The organism is Mesorhizobium sp. ZC-5 (assembly GCF_025753855.1).
Classification (GTDB): Bacteria; Pseudomonadota; Alphaproteobacteria; order Rhizobiales; family Rhizobiaceae; genus Neomesorhizobium.
In genome coordinates this window covers 206394-224842 of sequence record NZ_JAOWPT010000009.1, presented here as the reverse complement: position 1 = coordinate 224842, position 18449 = coordinate 206394, and the positions used below count along the sequence as shown (strand labels likewise).

20 protein-coding genes are annotated in these 18449 nt (G+C 63.0%); 18 read left to right on the top strand and 2 right to left on the bottom strand.

The genetic code is table 11. The features are described 5' to 3' along the window. Positions 1-170 precede the first annotated feature (170 nt). The 3 genes from OHD58_RS21960 to OHD58_RS21950 are packed head-to-tail and all read left to right on the top strand — an operon-like array spanning position 171 to position 2514. Entirely contained in the window at positions 171-986 is an 816-nt protein-coding gene (locus OHD58_RS21960) for an ABC transporter ATP-binding protein (RefSeq protein WP_412177269.1), read from the top strand. A 14-nt stretch (positions 987-1000) separates the two neighbouring features. Further along, positions 1001-1861 carry an ABC transporter permease gene (locus OHD58_RS21955; protein WP_263805618.1) on the top strand — a complete coding sequence of 287 codons (861 nt, stop codon included), beginning with the start codon at positions 1001-1003 and terminating at the stop codon, positions 1859-1861. Next, a complete protein-coding gene (locus OHD58_RS21950; protein WP_263805603.1) occupies positions 1861-2514 on the top strand; it encodes a hypothetical protein in 654 nt (217 codons plus the stop codon). The genes OHD58_RS21955 and OHD58_RS21950 overlap by 1 nt, the downstream gene beginning before the upstream one ends. A 41-nt stretch (positions 2515-2555) precedes the next feature. Here OHD58_RS21950 and OHD58_RS21945 read toward each other — a convergent pair whose 3' ends face one another. Then, positions 2556-3524, bottom strand: a complete 969-nt coding sequence (locus tag OHD58_RS21945) for a LysR family transcriptional regulator (protein WP_263805602.1) — start codon at positions 3522-3524, stop codon at positions 2556-2558. Between the two features lie 125 nt (positions 3525-3649). Between OHD58_RS21945 and OHD58_RS21940 the strand changes: the two genes are divergently transcribed. From OHD58_RS21940 to gph, 10 genes are all read left to right on the top strand, one after another. Further along, positions 3650-4696, top strand: coding sequence for a class 1 fructose-bisphosphatase (locus tag OHD58_RS21940; RefSeq protein WP_263805601.1), 1047 nt, complete (start codon positions 3650-3652; stop codon positions 4694-4696). Between the two features lie 32 nt (positions 4697-4728). Then, complete coding sequence (locus tag OHD58_RS21935; RefSeq protein ID WP_263805600.1) at positions 4729-5601, top strand: phosphoribulokinase; 873 nt, start codon at positions 4729-4731, stop codon at positions 5599-5601. Positions 5602-5809: 208 nt separating this feature from the next. Then, positions 5810-7816: a transketolase gene (gene tkt / locus OHD58_RS21930; RefSeq protein ID WP_263805599.1), complete on the top strand. Its 2007-nt coding sequence runs from the start codon at positions 5810-5812 to the stop codon at positions 7814-7816. A gap of 12 nt (positions 7817-7828) precedes the next feature. Next, complete coding sequence (fba, locus tag OHD58_RS21925) at positions 7829-8908, top strand: class II fructose-bisphosphate aldolase (protein WP_263805598.1); 1080 nt, start codon at positions 7829-7831, stop codon at positions 8906-8908. A gap of 30 nt (positions 8909-8938) precedes the next feature. After that, on the top strand, positions 8939-10423 hold the full coding sequence (locus tag OHD58_RS21920; protein WP_263805617.1) for a ribulose-bisphosphate carboxylase large subunit: 1485 nt from the start codon (positions 8939-8941) through the stop codon (positions 10421-10423). 14 nt (positions 10424-10437) lie between these two features. Next, positions 10438-10872, top strand: a complete 435-nt coding sequence (locus OHD58_RS21915; RefSeq protein ID WP_008836341.1) for a ribulose bisphosphate carboxylase small subunit — start codon at positions 10438-10440, stop codon at positions 10870-10872. Between the two features lie 69 nt (positions 10873-10941). Continuing rightward, positions 10942-11883 carry a CbbX protein gene (gene cbbX / locus OHD58_RS21910; protein ID WP_263805596.1) on the top strand — a complete coding sequence of 314 codons (942 nt, stop codon included), beginning with the start codon at positions 10942-10944 and terminating at the stop codon, positions 11881-11883. Between the two features lie 63 nt (positions 11884-11946). Then, complete coding sequence (gene rpe, locus OHD58_RS21905; RefSeq protein ID WP_263805594.1) at positions 11947-12633, top strand: ribulose-phosphate 3-epimerase; 687 nt, start codon at positions 11947-11949, stop codon at positions 12631-12633. 21 nt (positions 12634-12654) lie between these two features. Beyond that, positions 12655-13212, top strand: a complete 558-nt coding sequence (locus OHD58_RS21900) for a thioredoxin family protein (RefSeq protein WP_263805593.1) — start codon at positions 12655-12657, stop codon at positions 13210-13212. Next, on the top strand, positions 13209-13910 hold the full coding sequence (gene gph / locus OHD58_RS21895; protein ID WP_263805592.1) for a phosphoglycolate phosphatase: 702 nt from the start codon (positions 13209-13211) through the stop codon (positions 13908-13910). The genes OHD58_RS21900 and gph overlap by 4 nt, the downstream gene beginning before the upstream one ends. A gap of 60 nt (positions 13911-13970) precedes the next feature. Here gph and OHD58_RS21890 read toward each other — a convergent pair whose 3' ends face one another. Further along, entirely contained in the window at positions 13971-14348 is a 378-nt protein-coding gene (locus OHD58_RS21890; RefSeq protein ID WP_263805591.1) for a c-type cytochrome, read from the bottom strand. Between the two features lie 350 nt (positions 14349-14698). Here OHD58_RS21890 and OHD58_RS21885 point away from each other — a divergent pair, with 350 nt between their 5' ends. From OHD58_RS21885 to OHD58_RS21865, 5 genes are read left to right on the top strand one after another with little or no spacing between them, the layout of a single operon-like run. Continuing rightward, positions 14699-14908 carry a hypothetical protein gene (locus OHD58_RS21885; protein WP_263805589.1) on the top strand — a complete coding sequence of 70 codons (210 nt, stop codon included), beginning with the start codon at positions 14699-14701 and terminating at the stop codon, positions 14906-14908. Positions 14909-14953: 45 nt separating this feature from the next. Then, positions 14954-15949: an ABC transporter substrate-binding protein gene (locus tag OHD58_RS21880; protein ID WP_263805588.1), complete on the top strand. Its 996-nt coding sequence runs from the start codon at positions 14954-14956 to the stop codon at positions 15947-15949. Continuing rightward, a complete protein-coding gene (locus OHD58_RS21875; RefSeq protein WP_263805587.1) occupies positions 15946-16755 on the top strand; it encodes an ABC transporter permease in 810 nt (269 codons plus the stop codon). The genes OHD58_RS21880 and OHD58_RS21875 overlap by 4 nt, the downstream gene beginning before the upstream one ends. Further along, positions 16724-17464, top strand: coding sequence for an ABC transporter ATP-binding protein (locus OHD58_RS21870; RefSeq protein ID WP_263805615.1), 741 nt, complete (start codon positions 16724-16726; stop codon positions 17462-17464). The genes OHD58_RS21875 and OHD58_RS21870 overlap by 32 nt, the downstream gene beginning before the upstream one ends. 13 nt (positions 17465-17477) lie before the next feature. After that, positions 17478-18449 (top strand): quinoprotein relay system zinc metallohydrolase 2, encoded by a 972-nt coding sequence (locus OHD58_RS21865; protein WP_263805585.1) that lies wholly within the window; start codon positions 17478-17480, stop codon positions 18447-18449.

Sequence of the window (18449 nt, the reverse complement as noted above, 5' to 3'; positions counted from 1 at the left end):
CTCGAATTCGACGCCGACGGCACCATCCAGGTGCAGTTCACAACAATCCGACCAGGCATCTACACATGGTCCGTCCCAGACCTCGCCGACAAAGGCATGAAAGGTACAATCACAATCAAATAGGTGCCTGAAAGTAGAACCTGCAGGACAGAGCCTGGTGCGCTAGATTGATGATCGAATCCGGGAGCCAAGCCACAGTGCAGCATGTGAGAACAGGCGATGGAGCAAATGGCGTGGCGGCGCTCGACGTCTCCACGGTGAGCCATTCCTACGGAGCAAGGCGCGCGCTGAACGACGTGTCGTTCCAGATCGCACCGGCAAGCTTCACCGTATTGCTCGGCCTGAACGGCGCCGGCAAGACGACGCTGTTTTCCCTGATCAGCCATCTCTACGACACGCGGCACGGATCGATCCGCATTTTCGGGCACGACATCCGCCGCGCGCCGGGCGAAGCGCTCAGGCGTCTCGGCATCGTTTTCCAGGCCCGCACGCTCGACCTCGATCTCAGCGTCTACCAGAACCTGTCCTACCATGCCTCCCTGCATGGCATCGGCCGTGCGGAAGCCAGACGGCGCATCGACGCGGTGATGGAAACCGTCGAGATGAGCGGAAAGCTGCACGACAAGGCCCGCAGCCTTTCGGGCGGCCAGATGCGGCGTGTCGAGATCGCCCGCGCGCTGCTGCACCAGCCGCACCTGCTTCTGCTCGACGAGGCGACCGTCGGCCTGGATGTCCAGTCCCGCGCCGGCATTCTCGCCAACATCAGGAGGCTGGTGGCGACCGAAGGCATCAGCGTCTTCTGGGCGACGCACCTGATCGACGAAGTCGGCGATGGCGATCACGTCGTCGTACTGTCGAACGGCAACCTTGTCGCCAAAGGGTACGTCGCGGAAGTGGTTGCGGCGACGGGCGCCAAAACGATTGGCGAGGCCTTTGCCAAATTGAGCGGCAAGACGCCGGCAGCCGGCGAGGAGCCGTTGCCATGACGATGCCGCTGCCGATGGAAACGAACGGAAGCGGCACCCTGCCGCTCAAGGCGCCGGCCTTCGGGCTTGCCAACTATCTGATTTGTCTGAAGGGCGTCCTTGTTCGCGAAGGATTGCGCTTCCTGCACCAGCGCGAGCGCTTCATCTCCTCGCTGGTGCGGCCGCTGCTGTGGTTGTTCATTTTCGCCGCCGGCTTCCGCCAGGTGCTCGGCGTGTCGATCATCCCGCCCTACAAGACCTACGTGCTCTACGAAGTCTACATCACGCCCGGCCTGTGCGGCATGATCCTTTTGTTTTCCGGCATGCAATCGTCGCTGTCGATGGTCTACGACCGCGAGATGGGCAACATGCGCACCCTGCTGATCAGCCCCTTCCCGCGTTGGTTCCTGCTTGTCTCGAAACTGCTGGCCGGCGTCACCGTTTCGATCGCCCAGGTCTATGTGTTCCTCGCGGTGGCCTGGTTCTGGGGCGTCAAGGCGCCGCCGCTCGGCTACCTGATGGTGTTGCCGGCGCTGTTCCTCGGCGGCCTCATGTTGTGTTCGCTGGGCCTGCTCCTGTCGTCGATGATCCGGCAGCTGGAGAATTTCGCGGGCGTCATGAACTTCGTGATCTTCCCGATGTATTTCGCCTCGCCGGCGCTCTATCCGCTGTGGCGTATCCAGGAATCGAGCCCGCTGCTCCACAAGATCTGCTTGGCAAATCCGTTCACCTACGTCGTCGAACTGATCCGCTTCGCCTTCTACGGCCAGATCGACTGGATGTCGCTCGGGGTCGTCGCCGGCTTCACGGTGCTGTTTCTTGGCGGCGCCATCATCGCCTACGATCCATCGCGCGGATTGATGACCCGCAAACAGGACACGGGAGGAAACGCCTGATGAAGTATCCAGTGCTCAGGTCATTCAGGAAGACCCCCAGACTTGCGCTGCTCCTTATCGGATCGGCTTTCATTTGCCAGCTCGCCGATGCTGCGCAGAGCCACGATCCGGACTGGCCCTGTATCCAGCGCAAGGTGCCGGAACTGTCGCTCGGCCAGATCTGGAACGGACCGGAATTGCCGGAAGCGGCCAAGGACTGGCAGAAGGACCCGGATATTTCCGGCCTCGTCACCGAACTTGCGGCGCGGCGTGTGCCAATTGCCGACGCGCAGAAGGAAATCCACGATTTCGCCGCGACCTTGACCGGCGACAAGCCCGACGAGCAATTGACGAAGCTCGTCCAGGGACTGTTCGACCATATGAACGCCGAGCGTTCTCAGGTAATCTCCGGCATCGCCCGCTATGCGCACAATCAGGTCGAACTGGCGAAGCGGCTGCGCAAGGAAGCCTCCGAACTCGACGCGTTGCGGGCAAAGGCGGATGCGAGCGCCACCGAGATCACTGATCGCACCGACAAGCTCAACTGGGAAACCCGGATATTCGATGAGCGCGTGCAGTCGCTGACCTATGTCTGCGAAGTGCCGACGCTGATCGAGCAGCGGCTCTATGCGCTGGCCAAGACGGTGGCTGAAGTGATGAAAAAGGGGCAGTAGGCAGTCGGCAGTCGAAATGCCGTGCGCCAAGCGCGTCCAAACTATTTCCCGAGTGCCGACTGCCGACTGCCGACTGCCCCTTTTTCCGGATAGAGCTTTCCGAACAGCGGCAGATACATCGCACCCTTGCGCATCAGGAAATCGTGGAAGGTCGCCATCGCCGGCGAGATCGCCCGGTCGGTGCGCATGACGGCGAACCATTGGCGGCGGATCGGCATGCCGACCACGTCGAGGATGACTAGGCGGCCGGATTCGACCTCGGAGGCGATGGTGTGGGCCGAGATGAACGCGATGCCGAGCCCGGCCATCACCGCCTGCTTGATGGTTTCGTTGGAACCCATCTCGACACCGGGGTCGTCGAGGCGACCCGGCAATTCGCTCAAGAAAATCTCCAGCGAGATGCGGGTGCCGGAGCCGGGTTCGCGGATGAGGAAATTTTCCTCGGCGATGCGTTCCTTGGAAATATCGCGCAGCCTGGCCAGCGGGTGGTCGGGCGGCGCGATGATGACCAGCGGATGGTCGCCGAAAGCCGTGGCACGCACCGGCACATCCTTAGCCGGCCGCCCCATCAGAGCTATATCGAGATCGTGGTTCTTCAGGTTGGCGATGGTTTCGGCGCGGTTGCCGACGATCAGCCGCATGTCGATGTCGGGATATTCCTTCATGAATGCCGCCATCAGGCTCGGCGCGAAATATTTCGCGGTCGAGACAACGCCGAGCCTGAGGCTACCGGTGCGCACACCCTTGATGGCATCCATCTGGTCTTGGAGCAGGCGCAACCGCTCGTCGATCGCTTGCGCTGCGTCGACGAAGGCCAAGCCTGCGGCAGTGGGACGCATGCCGTCGGCGGTACGGTCGAAGAGCGCCAGGCCGATCTCTTCCTCGACCTGCCGCAACTGGATTGTCACAGCTGGAGGAGAAAGGCCTAACACTTTGGCAGCGTTGACGATTTTGCCGTGATCGATGATCGCCTGCACGGCCTTGAATTGCTTGAAAGTGACGTTACGCATCCAACATAATAAGAATTTTTTACTTCGGTCGTAAAGTTATTAAAATTTACTTATGCAAGATCGCTTGTTCAGATGATCCCGAGCCGGTCAGCCCGTGAGGAGGCGCCCCGGCTCGGGAGGACAAGATGGCAGCGGCGACACTCGATGCGTTCCTGAATTCATATATCGGCGGAGAAGACACTCTGCGCTCCGCCGTGGCCGCGACGATCCATCAGCTCGCCGAAGCCGCGGTCAAGGTCCGCCACACGATCAACCAGGGCGCGCTGGGCGCGGCATTCGCCGGCACTCGCGGCGCCAACAGCGACGGCGACGTGCAGAAGGATCTCGACGTCTACGCCGACGATATCTTCCTCGACGCCATGCGCCATGCGCCGGTCGCCTTCTACGCCTCCGAGGAACTGGAGCAGCCGGTGCTGCTGAACCGCGACGCACCGCTGGCGATCGCTATCGATCCGCTCGACGGATCCTCCAACATCGACACCAATGTTTCGATCGGCACGATTTTCTCCCTCCTCCCTGCAACTGGCGCGCCGGGCGCAAATCCGGCCGCCGTTTTTTTGCAGGCGGGATCGAACCAGCTCGGCGCCGGCTTCTTCATCTACGGCCCGCAACTGGCGTTGGTGCTGTCGCTGGGCAGCGGCACCCATGTCTTCGTGCTCTCCAACCGGCTCGGCGCCTTCGTCCAGGCCTATGAGAGCCGCATCATCCCGGCGCGTGCGCATGAATTCGCCATCAACGCCGCCAATTACCGCCATTGGGACGAGGCGGTCAGGCTCTATGTCGACGATTGCCTGAAGGGCACCGACGGGCCACGCGAGCGCGATTTCAACATGCGCTGGATCGCCTCGCTGGTCGCCGACTGCTACCGCATCCTGATCCGCGGCGGCGTGTTCCTCTACCCCGGCGACCAGCGCAAGGGCTATCACCAGGGCCGGCTGCGGCTGGTCTACGAGGCTAATCCGATCGCCTATCTCGTCGAGCAGGCGGGCGGCGCTGCCACCGACACGGTTTCCCGGATCCTCGACATCGAACCCGAGGGCCTGCACCAGCGAACGCCCGTGGTGTTCGGCTCGTCGCGGGAAGTCCACCGCATCACCCGTTACCACACCGACCCGTCGAGCATCGGCGAGCGGGCGCCGCTATTTTCCAATCGCGGCCTGTTTCGCGCCTGAAGCCCTCATTCTGATCTGAGATCGAGCCCGCCATGTCAGCCAAGCACCCCATCATTTCGATCACCGGCTCATCGGGGGCGGGAACCACTTCGGTGAAACGCATCTTCGAGCTGATCTTCCGCCGCGAAAACATCGAGGCCGCCTTCATCGAGGGCGACGCCTTCCATCGCTACGATCGCGCCGCCATGCGGAAGAAGGTTGCCGAGGAAGAGAAGAACGGCAATCCGAACTTCACCCATTTCAACGTGGCGGCGAACGAACTCGAGACCCTGCAGGAGGTCTTCGAGCAATACGGCCGCAAGGGCACGGGAAAGACCCGCACCTACGTCCACGATGAGGAAGAAGAAAAGCTCTACAAAACGCCGCCCGGCGCCTTCACCGAATGGCGGGATTTCGAGCCGAGCGACCTTTTGTTCTACGAAGGCCTGCATGGCTGCGCCGTGACCGACAAGGTCGACCTCGCCAAGCACGCCGACCTCAAGATCGGCGTCGTGCCGGTGATCAATCTCGAATGGATCCAGAAGATCCACCGCGACCGCACGACGCGCGGCTACTCCACCGAGGCGGTTATGGATGTGATCCTGCGCCGCATGCCCGACTACACGCGCTATATCGTCCCGCAGTTCTCGCTGACCAACATCAACTTCCAGCGCGTGCCGATCGTCGACACTTCGAATCCGTTCATCGCTCGCTGGATCCCCACACCGGACGAATCGATGCTGGTCATCCGCTTCGCCAACCCGCGCGGCATCGATTTTCCCTACCTGCTGTCGATGATCCATGACTCGTTCATGTCGCGGGCGAATTCCATCGTGGTGCCGGGCAACAAGCTGGATCTCGCCATGCAGCTGATCCTGACCCCGCTGATCCTCAATCTGGTCGAACGTAAGCGCCGCGTGTCTTGAAGGAGATGACTATGGTCAACCGTCAAACGCCCCCTCGCCTGGCCTCCGCTTCGAGGAGACCCTCAACAATATCGGTTCGCGTTCAGCGCGCCCTTGAGGTGCTGGCGGAGAGGCTAGCGAACCTCCTCCCCCCGCCGAGTGAGAAGGTGGTGCCGATACGAATCCGGAATGCATCCGCTCATCGCGCGCCCAAGTGGAGGAATTTCTCATGAGCCAGGTCGCCATCAAATCCGCGCCCGAAACCGCCGTTTCCGAACGCGACATGGCCAACGCCATCCGCGCGCTCGCCATGGATTCGGTGCAGAAGGCGAATTCCGGCCATCCCGGCATGCCGATGGGCATGGCCGACGTCGCCACCGTGCTTTTCAACCGCTTCATCGACCTCGACCCGTCGACGCCCGACTGGCCGGACCGCGACCGCTTCGTCCTGTCGGCCGGTCACGGCTCGATGCTGCAGTATGCGTTGCATTACCTGCTCGGCTACGCCGACATGCCGATCGAGGAATTGCAGCGTTTCCGCCAGCTCGGCAGCCGCACGGCCGGGCACCCGGAATATGGCCACGCGCTCGGCATCGAAACGACCACAGGGCCGCTCGGCCAGGGCATCTCGACCGCCGTCGGCATGGCGCTGGCCGAAAGCATGCTGGCCGCGCGGCACGGCGCCGATCTCGTCGATCATTTCACTTACGTGATCGCCGGCGACGGTTGCCTTCAGGAAGGCATTTCGCACGAGGCGATCGACCTTGCCGGACACCTGGGCCTCAGCAAGCTGATCGTCTTCTGGGACGACAATTCGATATCCATCGATGGCCCGACCTCGCTGTCGACCTCGATGGACCAGCCTGCCCGTTTCAAGGCGGCGGGATGGCATGTGCAGTCGGTGGACGGCCATGACATGGAGCAAGTCACCAACGCCATCGAGGCCGCGCATCAATCCGACCGTCCCTCGCTGATCGCCTGCAGGACGGTGATCGGCAAGGGCGCGCCCAACCTCGGCGGCTCGGAGAAGACGCATGGGGCGCCGCTCGGCGACGCCGAGATCGCGGCGACCCGCGACAACATCGGCTGGCCGCACGCACCGTTCGAGGTGCCGGATGAAATCCTCGCGGCCTGGCGCGAAGTGGCGGACCGCGGAAGCGTTGCACGTCACGCATGGGAGCAGCGGTTGGCCGACTCGCCGCAACGCCAGGCTTTTGTGCGAGCGATCGCCGGCAAGTTGCCGGAAGCGGTGTTCGAGGCGCTGGCCGACTTCCGCAAGGAGCATGTGGAGAAGGCCACCAAGGTCGCCACCCGCAAGGCATCCGAAATGGCGCTCGGCGTCATCAACGGCGCCACCGACCTCACCGTCGGCGGCTCCGCCGACCTGACGCACTCGAACCTGACCATCACCAAGGGCATGAACCGCGTCGCGCCTTCCGATTTTGCCGGCAGCTATGTCCACTATGGCATCCGCGAGCACGGGATGGCGGCGGCGATGAACGGCATCGCGCTGCATGGCGGCTTCGTGCCCTACGGCGGCACCTTCCTCTGCTTCGCCGACTATGCGCGCGGCGCCATGCGGCTGTCGGCGCTGATGGGCCAGCGCGTCATCTACGTGATGACCCACGATTCCATCGGCCTCGGCGAAGACGGCCCGACCCATCAGCCGGTCGAGCACCTGGCGATGCTCAGGGCAACGCCCAACCTCAATCTGTTCCGTCCCGCCGACATCATCGAGACGGCGGAATGCTGGGAACTAGCGCTGAAGACCGAGGGCCGGCCGAGCGTGCTGGTGCTGTCACGCCAGAACCTGCCGATGCTGCGGCAGGCACATGTGGACGAAAACCTTTCGTCGCGCGGCGGCTATGTGCTGCGCGAGCCGACCGGACATCGCGCGGTAACGCTGTTGGCCACCGGCTCCGAGGTCGAGATCGCGGTCGCCGCGGCGGAAAGACTGGAGGCCGACCACGCCATCGCCGCAGCCGTCGTCTCGATGCCGTGCTGGGAACTGTTCGAGGAACAGGACGCCGATTACCGCAAGGCCGTCCTCGGCTCGGCACCGCGCGTCGCGGTCGAAGCCGCGGCGCGCCTGGGCTGGGACCGTTGGATCGGCGACAACGGCGCCTTCATCGGCATGACCGGCTTCGGCGCCAGCGCCCCTGCCCCCGACCTTTACCGCCATTTCAACATCACGCCCGAAGCGGTCGCCGATGCGGCCCGCCGGCTGATCATCTGAGAGGACAAGGCCATGGCCCGCATCACACTTCGCCAACTGCTCGACCACGCCGCCGAGCATGGCTACGGCGTGCCGGCGTTCAACATCAACAACATGGAACAGGGCCTCGCCATCATGGAGGCGGCCAAGGCCTGCGACGCGCCGGTGATCATCCAGGCCTCGCGCGGCGCCCGCTCCTACGCCAACGACATCATGCTGGCGAAAATGATCGACGCGCTGGCCGAGATATACCCGCAGATCCCGGTCTGCATGCACCAGGACCACGGCAACAACGAAGCGACCTGCCTGACCGCGATCCGCCACGGCTTCACCTCGGTGATGATGGACGGCTCGCTCGAAGCAGACGCCAAGACGCCGGCGAGCTACGACTACAACGTCGAGATCACCGAACGCGTGGCGTGCATGGCCCACTGGGTCGGTGCGTCGGTGGAAGGCGAACTCGGGGTGCTCGGCTCGCTCGAAAGCGGCCATGGCGAGGCCGAGGACGGCCACGGCGCCGAGGGCGTGCTGTCGCACGACCAGCTTTTGACCGACCCCGACCAGGCTGTCGACTTCGTCGCCCGCACCAGGGTCGACGCATTGGCGATCGCCTGCGGCACCTCGCACGGCGCCTACAAATTTACCCGCAAGCCCGATGGCGACATTCTTGCCATGCGGGTGATCGAGGAGATCAACCGCAAGCTGCCGAACACGCATCTGGTCATGCACGGCTCCTCCTCGGTGCCGCAGGAGTTGCAGGACGTCATCAACAAGTTCGGCGGCGAGATGCCCCAGACCTACGGCGTGCCGGTGGAGGAGATCGAGCGCGGCATCCGCCACGGCGTGCGCAAGGTCAACATCGACACCGACTGCCGCATGGCGATGACCGGCCAGTTCCGCCGCATCGCCACCGAACATCCGAATGAGTTCGACCCGCGCAAATTCCTGAAACCGGCGATGGACGCCATGCGCGACCTCTGCCGCGACAGGCTGGAACGCTTCGGTACCGCCGGCAACGCCTCGAAGATCAAGGTCATCGCGATGGACGAGATGGCCAAACGTTATGCCGCGGGAAAACTCGACCCGCAGATTGCAACCGCAAGGGCCGCCTGAACAACCAGCAGGAGATTTGTCATGAACAAGATGGACACACATACGACCGGAACCCTCAAGGAAGGCAAGGAGCGCTATCGCTCCGGTGTCATCCCTTACAAGCAGATGGGTTACTGGGAGCCGGACTACCGGCCGAAGGACACGGACCTGATAGCGATGTTCCGCATCACGCCGCAGCCTGGTGTCGACCATGAGGAGGCGGCCGCTGCGATCGCAGGCGAAAGCTCAACGGCGACCTGGACCGTGGTGTGGACCGACCGGCTGACCGCCTGTGAACTCTACCGGGCAAAGGCCTATCGTTCCGAACCGGTGCCGAACACCGGGCCCGGCACGAAGACCGAGCAGCAATATTTCGCCTACATCGCCTACGACCTCGACCTGTTCGAGCCCGGCTCGATCGCCAACCTCACGGCATCGATCATCGGCAACGTCTTCGGCTTCAAGGCGGTCAAGGCCTTGCGTCTGGAAGACATGCGCATCCCCGTCGCTTATCTCAAAACCTTCCAGGGCCCGGCGACCGGCATCGTGGTCGAGCGCGAGCGGCTGGACAAGTTCGGCCGGCCGCTGCTCGGCGCCACGACCAAGCCCAAGCTCGGCCTCTCCGGCCGCAACTATGGCCGCGTCGTCTATGAGGCGCTCAAGGGCGGGCTCGATTTCGTCAAGGACGACGAGAACATCAACTCGCAGCCCTTCATGCATTGGCGCGACCGCTTCCTCTACTGCATGGAGGCGGTGAACAAGGCGTCGGCCGCGACCGGCGAGGTCAAGGGCCACTATCTCAACGTCACCGCCGGCACCATGGAGGAGATGTACGAGCGCGCCGAATTCGCCAAGCAGCTCGGCTCGGCGATCATCATGATCGACCTCGTCATCGGCTACACGGCGATCCAGTCGATGGCGAAGTGGGCACGCAGGAACGACATGATCCTGCACCTGCACCGCGCCGGAAACTCGACCTATTCGCGCCAGAAGAACCACGGCATGAATTTCCGCGTCATCTGCAAGTGGATGCGCATGGCCGGCGTCGACCATATCCATGCCGGCACCGTCGTCGGCAAGCTCGAGGGCGACCCGCTGATGATCAAGGGCTTCTACGACACCCTGCGTGAGGAACGCACGGCGAAGAATCTCGAGACCGGGCTGTTCTTCGACCAGGAATGGGCTTCCCTCAACAAGGTGATGCCGGTGGCCTCCGGCGGCATCCATGCCGGGCAGATGCATCAGCTCATCCACTACCTCGGCGAAGACGTGGTGCTGCAGTTCGGTGGCGGCACCATCGGCCATCCGGACGGCATCCAGGCCGGCGCGACGGCCAATCGCGTCGCGCTGGAAGCGATGATTCTCGCTCGCAACGAGGGCCGCGACTATCTGCGCGAAGGGCCGCAGATCCTCGAAGACGCGGCAAAATGGTGCTCGCCGCTGAAGGCTGCGCTGACGACCTGGAAGGACGTGACCTTCAACTACGAATCGACGGACACCGCCGATTTCGTGCCGACCGCCACCCCGAGCTTCTAAGAAGGACCACAGCCATGATGACCAATCCCGGAAACAAGGTCACCCAGGGGCAATTCTCGTTTCTGCCCGACCTGACCGATACGCAGATCTCTGCGCAGATCAAATACGCGCTGAAGAACAACTGGGCCGTGAGCGTCGAATATTCCGACGATCCGCATCCCCGTAATACCTATTGGGAGATGTACGGCAATCCGATGTTCGATCTGAAGGATCCCGCCGGAATCCTGATGGAGGTCAATGCCTGCCGTAAGGCGTTGCCCAATATGTACATCCGCGTCACCGCATTCGATTCCAGCAAGGGCTGGGAAGCGCCGCGCATGTCGTTCATCGTCAACCGGCCGCCGAACGAACCGGGCTTCCGCCTGCTGCGTCAGGAGCGCGACGGCCGCAGTCAGGGTTACACCATCGTTCCCTACGCGACCGATCGGCCGGAAGGCGAGCGATCGTAGCAGCCGTTTGCAACGCTGCTCCAATTGGAGCAGCGTTGCCGGACGGTTCCCAGCAAACAGGAGGGCGCCATGCTGAACAGCCTGGATAAGGCGGCCGTCGGCGACGGTGAAACGGTCGATCTGCAGGAGGAGTTCGAGGCAGCGAGCATCGATGACGTGTTCGACAAGCTGGACCGCGAGCTTGTCGGGCTGAAACCCGTCAAGACACGCATCCGCGAAATCGCAGCACTTCTGCTCGTCGACCGCTTGCGCCGCAAGTTCGGCATTTCCGCCGAAACGCCAACCTTGCACATGAATTTCACCGGCAATCCCGGCACCGGCAAGACCACGGTGGCGCTGCGGATGGCGGAGATCCTGCACCGGCTGGGCTATGTGCGCGAAGGACACCTGGTTTCGGTCACCCGCGACGATCTTGTCGGGCAATATGTCGGCCACACCGCGCCCAAGACGCGTGAAGTGATCAAGCGCGCGATGGGAGGCGTTTTGTTCATCGACGAGGCCTATTATCTCTACAAGCCCGAAAACGAGCGGGACTACGGCCAGGAATCGATCGAGATCCTGTTGCAGTGCATGGAAAACAACCGCGACGATCTCGTCGTCATCCTTGCCGGCTACAAGAACAAGATGGACCGCTTCTTCGAGAGCAATCCGGGCATGCGTTCGCGCATTGCTCACCATCTTGATTTCCCCGACTACAGTCCTCCTGAACTCAAATCGATCGCCGACATAATGCTGGCCGGCCAGAATTACCGGCTGAGCGAAGGTGCGGCGGCAGCACTGGAGGAATATATCCCTCTCAGAATGAAGCTGCCGCACTTCTCCAATGCCCGCTCGATCCGCAACGCGCTCGACCGGGCACGCCTCCGGCAGGCCAATCGCCTGTTCGCCGCGCGGGGCGAAAAGTTGACCAAACTCGACCTGATCACCATAGAGGAGCCGGATATTCGCGGCAGTCGGGTTTTCGTGGAAGGGAAGCTCGACGGCGATCCGGTTGACGGCGCGGTCACTTGAGACGTCGCAATCGGTAAGGCAATGTGACTGGCGAACGCCGTGCAAATAAGGTGAGAACGAGACATGACCTCCCGCAGCATCATCGCGCCCTCAGTCCTGTCGTCGGATTTTTCGCGGCTTGGCGAAGAAGTCGAGGCAGTCGTCGCCGCAGGCGCCGACTGGATCCATCTCGACGTGATGGACGGCCATTTCGTGCCCAACATCACCTTCGGGCCGCAGATCATCAAGTCGATCCGCAACCGTACCGACAAGACCTTCGACTGCCATCTGATGATTACCCCGGCTGATCCGTATCTTGCCGCGTTCGCCGATGCGGGCTGCGACATCATCACGGTGCATGCCGAAGCCGGACCGCATCTCGACCGCTCGCTGCAGGCGATCAGGAATCTCGGCAAGAAGGCCGGCGTCTCGCTCAACCCTTCGACACCCGAAAGCGTCATCGAATATGTACTCGACCGGCTCGATCTCGTGCTGCTGATGACCGTCAATCCGGGTTTCGGCGGCCAGGCCTTCATTCCAGCCGTCATCGAGAAGGTGAAGCGGGTCAAGGCGCTGATCGGCAGCCGGCCGATCGATATCGAGATCGACGGCGGCGTCACGCCTGAAACAGCACCGCTGGTCACCGCCGCCGGCGCCAACGTGCTGGTCGCCGGCTCGGCGGTGTTCAAGGGCGGCGGCACCGAGGCTTACCGCGCCAACATTTCCGCCATCCGCAGCGCCGCCGACGGCGCCATCCGCAAGGCGGCGTAAGGTCCGTTTCAGGAGACGACAATGGCTTCAAACCCACCCGTCTGCGATTTCGGCTGGCCGGCGGTCGACGCCACCTTGCCCGGCGTCGATGGCAAGCAGCATTCCATCCTCGGGCAGGCCGGACCGAACGGCCTGGTCGTGGCCTTCATCTGCAACCACTGCCCCTATGTGAAAGCGGTGATCGCCCGCATCGCGCGCGACGCCGCTGACCTGAAGAAGGAAGGCATCGGCTTCGTCGCCATAAGTTCCAATGACGCCGGCAGCTATCCGGAGGATTCCTTCGACAACATGAAGCTGTTCGCCGCCTCCCACGGGTTTTCCTTCCCCTACCTCTACGACGAGGACCAGAAGGTTGCCGCAGCCTACAAGGCCGCCTGCACGCCGGATTTCTTCGGCTTCAACAGCGACCTGACTTTGCAATATCGCGGCCGGCTCGACGCCTCCCGCAAGGAGGCGGGCGCTGAAAACCTCCGCCGCGACCTCTTCGAGGCGATGAAGCAGGTCGCCCGCACCGGCAACGGACCGCAAGACCAGATCGCCTCCATCGGCTGTTCGATCAAATGGAAGGAACCCGCATGAGCAACGGTGCCGCGACCACATTGCGGATGCCCAAGGCGATCCTGTTCGATCTCGACGGGACGCTCGTCGATTCGGCAGCCGACATCGCCGCCGCCGTCAACGAACTGCTCGCCGGGCGAGGCTTGCCGTCCCTGACGGTTGCGCAGGTCACCGCGATGATCGGCAACGGCGTCGAAAAGCTCCTCGAACGCGCCTTTGCCGCTGTCGGCACGCCCCTTTCGGCGGCCGAGTTCGAGCAGGCCAATCGCGAGATGGCGCCGATCTACCGGCGCCACACGACGCGGCTGACGCGGCTGATGCCGGGCGCGGCGGAAGCACTGGCGCAGTTGCATGTCGCTGGTGTCCGCATGGGCGTGGTGACCAACAAGCCGCAGCTTGCAACCCGCGAGGTGCTGCTGCATTTCGGGATCGCCGAACGGCTTGGCGCTATCGTCGGCGGCGATGCGGTGACGCGCAAGAAGCCGGCCCCGGATGCCTTGCTGCTGGCTCTCGATAGGTTGAAGGTCGAGCCGCAGGATGCGCTGATGGTCGGCGACAGCGTCACCGACGTGGAGGCTGCGCGTGCCGCGAACATGCCAGTGATCATCATCCGGGGCGGTTATACCCAACAGCCGGCTGAACTGCTGGGCGCTGATCTCGTCTGCAACAGCCTGTTGGACCTGCAGGCGGCACTGAACGGGCTGCGCAGCGCCGCATAAGTTTTGTCATGGAGATCTTTGCCCGGGCCGACTGGCCCGGTGCGCGGATCGCGACTGCGATCAAGGGAACTGCTTGAGATAGGCTTCCAGATTGACGATGTCGGTATCGTCCTTGAGCCCGGCAAAAGCCATCTTGGTGCCCTTCACCATGGCCTTCGGGCTGTGCAGGTATTCCTTGAGTTTTGCCTCGTCCCATACCAGGCCGGCTGCGCCGGCATCGATCATCGCCTTGGAATATTTGAAGCCAGGATGCGTGCCCGCAGTCCGGCCGAACAGACCTTTCAGGGACGGCCCGATCTTGTTCTTGTCGTCTTCAACGACATGGCAGGCCTTGCATTTGGCAAAGACTTTTTCCCCGGCCGCCGCGTCCTGGGCCAACGACTGCCCGGCCGACAGGCCCGCTATGGATAAGGCAGCAAAAAATGCGATTACGCGCATGACGTTTCCTCTCGATCGTCTGGGTGCCCTGACGATTTTTTACGCACGCCGATGCATCGACCCGCCGGAATGCGCTTTTGTGCGGGCAAGCGGGCTGTCCGTCATGTGGGTTGCCGGACCGCGGCGCCTGCATGCCGTGTGAAGCTAGACTGGGACCACAGGAAGTCAACGGTACGAAGGGTCACACCGCCCATCGCGCCGTTATTGTTGACGACCTCTGGCGGAAACATTAGCTTTCCCTTGCGGTTTCTCATCGGGCACCTTGAGCTAAACCAGCCACTATCGATCTTATCCTGGGCGAGTCGCGCCGAGGTTGGGATAATCGCCTCAAGGCGTCGAAAGGTGCTGTCATGGACATGGTCGATCTCGTGCTGACGGTTTGCCTGATCGCAAATCCAAGCAGTTGCCGGGACGAACATCTCTATTTCGAAAGCCGCGGCTCGCTGAACCAATGCATGTTCCTCGCGCCTGCGGAGATCGCGAAATGGATTGGCGAACATCCCGGCCGCAAGGTAGTGCGCTGGAAATGCGCCCTTCCGGACCATGGGCGTGATATCTGACCGGCAAACTGGCCCCTGACCCGTCTTTGGGAGGAGACGCGAAAAATGACCATATCCAGACGCGACACGCTCGCAATGATGGCCGCCGGCACGGCCGCTGCCGTTTTTGCACGCGGCTGCCGCGCCTATGCCTCAGCCGGCAAGGCACGCATCGGCGCACTGAAGTTCGGCACGGTGAGCTGGGAACTCGATGCGCTGAAACACCACCGGTTCGACGCGGCGAACGGCTTCGACCTGGAGGTCGTCAATTTCGCCGGCGAGGACGCCACCAATGTCGCCATGCTGGCCGGCGAGATCGACATCATCGTGTCCGACTGGCTGTGGGTTTCGCGCCAGCGCACCGAGGGCAGCGATGTGACGCTGATCCCCTACTCGACCGCCGTCGGCGCCATCATGGTCAAGCAGGAATCGCCGATCAAGTCGGTTCCCGACCTGAAAGCAAGGAAGATCGGTGTTACCGGTGGGCCGCTCGACAAGAGCTGGTTGCTGATTCAAGCCCTGACCAAACGCGACCATGGCTTTGATATCGTTGTAGAAAACGAAATCGTGTTCGGCGCGCCGCCGCTGATTTCCGAAAAGGCCATGCAGGGCGAACTCGATGCCGTCCTGAATTTCTGGCATTTCTGCGCGCGGCTCGAAGCCAACGGGTTTCGCCGGGTGATCAGCGCCAATGATGCCGCCCGGGCGCTTGGCGCTACGGGCGACGTTTCCGCTTTGGGTTATGTCTTTCACGACAAATGGGCGGCCGAAAACCACGAGACGGCATTGGGGTTCGCCAAGGCTTCGGCGGCGGCCAAGGACTTACTGGCCAAATCCGACGAGGAATGGCTGCGCCTCGCGCCGCTGATGAAGGCAGAAGGCAAGGAACTCGAAGTGCTGCGCGACCGCTATCGCGAAGGCATTCCGAGGCGTGGGGCAGCCGAAGAGCAGGCCGATGCCGCAAAGCTCTATGGCATCCTGGCTGAGATCGGCGGCGAGAAGCTCGTCGGTTCCGCCACCGAAATGGCGCCTGGCACGTTCTGGCCGGATCTGGCGAAATGAACCAGCCAGACGGCACCGGGACGCCGGCGCATCGCCCGACGTCGAGCCTTGCTCCTGCCCTGCCCGCGCTGACGGTGATCGCGTCGCTGCTCGGCTTGCTTGTCCTTTGGAGCCTCGCCGCCACGCTGTGGCCGAGCCGTGCCTTTCCGCCGCCGCAAGCCGTGTGGCAGGTGCTGGTGCAGGATGGCGCCAGCGGTGAGCTCCCCTACCATCTCGGCGTGACGCTGGCCCGCGTTGCCGCGTCCTTCGTCGTCGCCATGGTGCTCGGATCGGTGATCGGCGTGCTGCTCGGCAGCTACCGCCGCGCGGATCGCTTCTTCAATCCCTGGGTGATCCTGTTTCTCAACATTCCGGCGCTGGTCATCATCGTTCTGGCCTATATCTGGTTCGGGCTGAACGAGGCGGCGGCAATCGGCGCGGTCGCCGTCAACAAGATCCCCAATGTCGTCGTTACCATGCGCGAAGGCGCCCGCGCCTTCGATCCGCGCTATGCCGAAATGGCGACGATCTACCGCTTCAGCCCGCTCGACCGGCTGCGCCATGTCATCCTGCCCCAGTTGCAGCCTTACATCGCCGCGGCTTCCCGCTCCGGCATCGCGCTGATCTGGAAGATCGTTCTGGTGGTGGAACTGCTCGGCCGCTCCAACGGCGTCGGCTTCCAGATCTATCTCTATTTCCAGCTTTTCGACGTTGCCGCTATCCTTGCCTACACACTGGCCTTCGTCGCCGTGATGCTGGTTATCGAACTCCTTCTGGTGCAGCCCCTTGAACGACATGCAACCCGTTGGCGCCGGCGTCCCGCTTAGGGTCGACATCGCCGAGAAGACTTTCAAATCCGCTGAAGGCGTCTCGGTGACGGCGCTGAAAGAGCTGTCCTTCGAGGTGCGGCAAGGCGAATTCGCCTGCTTGCTCGGACCGTCGGGTTGCGGCAAGTCGACGACACTGCGCATCCTTCTCGGCCTCGATCGCGATTTTCAAGGTTCTTTCCAGATGCCGGTCGGCGGCGGAAACCGCACCGCCGTGGTGTTCCAGGAACCGACGCTGCTGCCTTGGCGTACTGTCGAGCAGAACGTGCGGCTGGCTTTGCCAAAAGACATGCGTGGCGTCGACCTCGACAGGCTGTTCAAGACGCTCGGCCTTTCCGACATGCGCACGCTGTTCCCGTCCGAACTGTCACTCGGGCTGGCGCGCCGGGCAGCACTTGCCCGGGCGTTCGCCACCGAACCGGCGGTGCTTTTCCTCGACGAGCCATTCGTCTCGCTCGACGAGCAGACGGCCGAACGGCTGCGCCACCTGCTGCTCAGCGTATGGTCGGCGCGGCCGACGACGGCACTGATGGTCACCCACAATCTGCGCGAGGCTATGATGCTGTCGGACCGCATCATCGTTCTGTCGCCGCGACCGGCGCATGTGATCGGCTATTTCGACGTCAGGCTGCCCAGGCACTATCGCAATCCACAGGTGATGAGCGATCTTCTGCGCTCATTTCACCAGAAGTTCCCCGGCGCGGTTTGAGGCGGAGCGAGCGATGCCCACCGATCTTTTCCGCCGCAGACTGATCAAGGGTTTCGCCTGCATCGGGGCCGGCGCCGCCGTGCTTCCCTGCTGCCTCAGTCATGCGTCGTATGCGGCCGGTACGGGAGCAAAATTCGCCCTTAAAGAAGTAGCCGACGGCGTCTACGCCTTCGGCGGGGTCAATGAGCTGATGACCGACGCCAACCAGGGCGCCATCTGCAATGTCGGGCTGGTGGTCGGCGATGAAGCGGCGGCGGCCGTCGACAGCGGCGGCAGCATGGTCGAGGCACGCGCCTTCCTCGCGGCGATAAAGGAGGTCACCGACAAACCGGTCCGATATCTCGTCAACACCCACATGCATCCCGACCACATCTTCGGCAACGCAGCGTTTCGCGACATCGGCGCCACCATCGTCGGCCACCGCAATTTGCCGCGCGCACTGGCGGCCCGCGGCGATTTCTACCTGCAAAGTTATCACCGCCAGATCGGCGACGCGTTGATGCAAGGCATCGAGATCGTGCCACCAACGCAGACGGTCGACGATCGGCTGGAACTCGATCTCGGCGGTCGCAAACTGGAACTGCGCGCCTGGAAGGCCGCGCACACCGACAACGATCTCACCGCCTACGACCCGGCAACACGGACGTTTTTTGCCGGCGACCTCGTGTTCATGGGCCATCTGCCGACGCTTGACGGCTCGCTGCTCGGCTGGATGCGACAGCTCGACGAACTAGCGGCTATCGACGCCGCCGTCACCGTGCCCGGCCACGGACCGGTGCCATCGGCATGGCCGCAGGCACTGGAGGACGAGAGGCGGTATTTCGAGGTGCTGGCAGGCGACCTCCGCAAGGCGATCGCCGACGGTGTTCCGCTCGACAAGGCGGTGCAGACCGCCGGGCTTGGCGAACGCGGCAACTGGGCGCTGTTTGACGACTACAATGGGCGCAACGCCACCGCCGCCTATGCCGAGCTGGAGTGGGAGTAG

What these genes read in the sequence shown, in the direction of transcription:
- OHD58_RS21960 (WP_412177269.1), top strand. Translation starts at nt 171, where the DNA reads ATGATCGAATCCGGGAGCCAAGCCACAGTGCAGCATGTGAGAACAGGC.
- OHD58_RS21955 (WP_263805618.1), top strand. Translation starts at nt 1,001, where the DNA reads ATGGAAACGAACGGAAGCGGCACCCTGCCGCTCAAGGCGCCGGCCTTC.
- OHD58_RS21950 (WP_263805603.1), top strand. Translation starts at nt 1,861, where the DNA reads ATGAAGTATCCAGTGCTCAGGTCATTCAGGAAGACCCCCAGACTTGCG.
- OHD58_RS21945 (WP_263805602.1), bottom strand. Translation starts at nt 3,524, where the DNA reads ATGCGTAACGTCACTTTCAAGCAATTCAAGGCCGTGCAGGCGATCATC.
- OHD58_RS21940 (WP_263805601.1), top strand. Translation starts at nt 3,650, where the DNA reads ATGGCAGCGGCGACACTCGATGCGTTCCTGAATTCATATATCGGCGGA.
- OHD58_RS21935 (WP_263805600.1), top strand. Translation starts at nt 4,729, where the DNA reads ATGTCAGCCAAGCACCCCATCATTTCGATCACCGGCTCATCGGGGGCG.
- tkt (WP_263805599.1), top strand. Translation starts at nt 5,810, where the DNA reads ATGAGCCAGGTCGCCATCAAATCCGCGCCCGAAACCGCCGTTTCCGAA.
- fba (WP_263805598.1), top strand. Translation starts at nt 7,829, where the DNA reads ATGGCCCGCATCACACTTCGCCAACTGCTCGACCACGCCGCCGAGCAT.
- OHD58_RS21920 (WP_263805617.1), top strand. Translation starts at nt 8,939, where the DNA reads ATGGACACACATACGACCGGAACCCTCAAGGAAGGCAAGGAGCGCTAT.
- OHD58_RS21915 (WP_008836341.1), top strand. Translation starts at nt 10,438, where the DNA reads ATGATGACCAATCCCGGAAACAAGGTCACCCAGGGGCAATTCTCGTTT.
- cbbX (WP_263805596.1), top strand. Translation starts at nt 10,942, where the DNA reads ATGCTGAACAGCCTGGATAAGGCGGCCGTCGGCGACGGTGAAACGGTC.
- rpe (WP_263805594.1), top strand. Translation starts at nt 11,947, where the DNA reads ATGACCTCCCGCAGCATCATCGCGCCCTCAGTCCTGTCGTCGGATTTT.
- OHD58_RS21900 (WP_263805593.1), top strand. Translation starts at nt 12,655, where the DNA reads ATGGCTTCAAACCCACCCGTCTGCGATTTCGGCTGGCCGGCGGTCGAC.
- gph (WP_263805592.1), top strand. Translation starts at nt 13,209, where the DNA reads ATGAGCAACGGTGCCGCGACCACATTGCGGATGCCCAAGGCGATCCTG.
- OHD58_RS21890 (WP_263805591.1), bottom strand. Translation starts at nt 14,348, where the DNA reads ATGCGCGTAATCGCATTTTTTGCTGCCTTATCCATAGCGGGCCTGTCG.
- OHD58_RS21885 (WP_263805589.1), top strand. Translation starts at nt 14,699, where the DNA reads ATGGACATGGTCGATCTCGTGCTGACGGTTTGCCTGATCGCAAATCCA.
- OHD58_RS21880 (WP_263805588.1), top strand. Translation starts at nt 14,954, where the DNA reads ATGACCATATCCAGACGCGACACGCTCGCAATGATGGCCGCCGGCACG.
- OHD58_RS21875 (WP_263805587.1), top strand. Translation starts at nt 15,946, where the DNA reads ATGAACCAGCCAGACGGCACCGGGACGCCGGCGCATCGCCCGACGTCG.
- OHD58_RS21870 (WP_263805615.1), top strand. Translation starts at nt 16,724, where the DNA reads ATGCAACCCGTTGGCGCCGGCGTCCCGCTTAGGGTCGACATCGCCGAG.
- OHD58_RS21865 (WP_263805585.1), top strand. Translation starts at nt 17,478, where the DNA reads ATGCCCACCGATCTTTTCCGCCGCAGACTGATCAAGGGTTTCGCCTGC.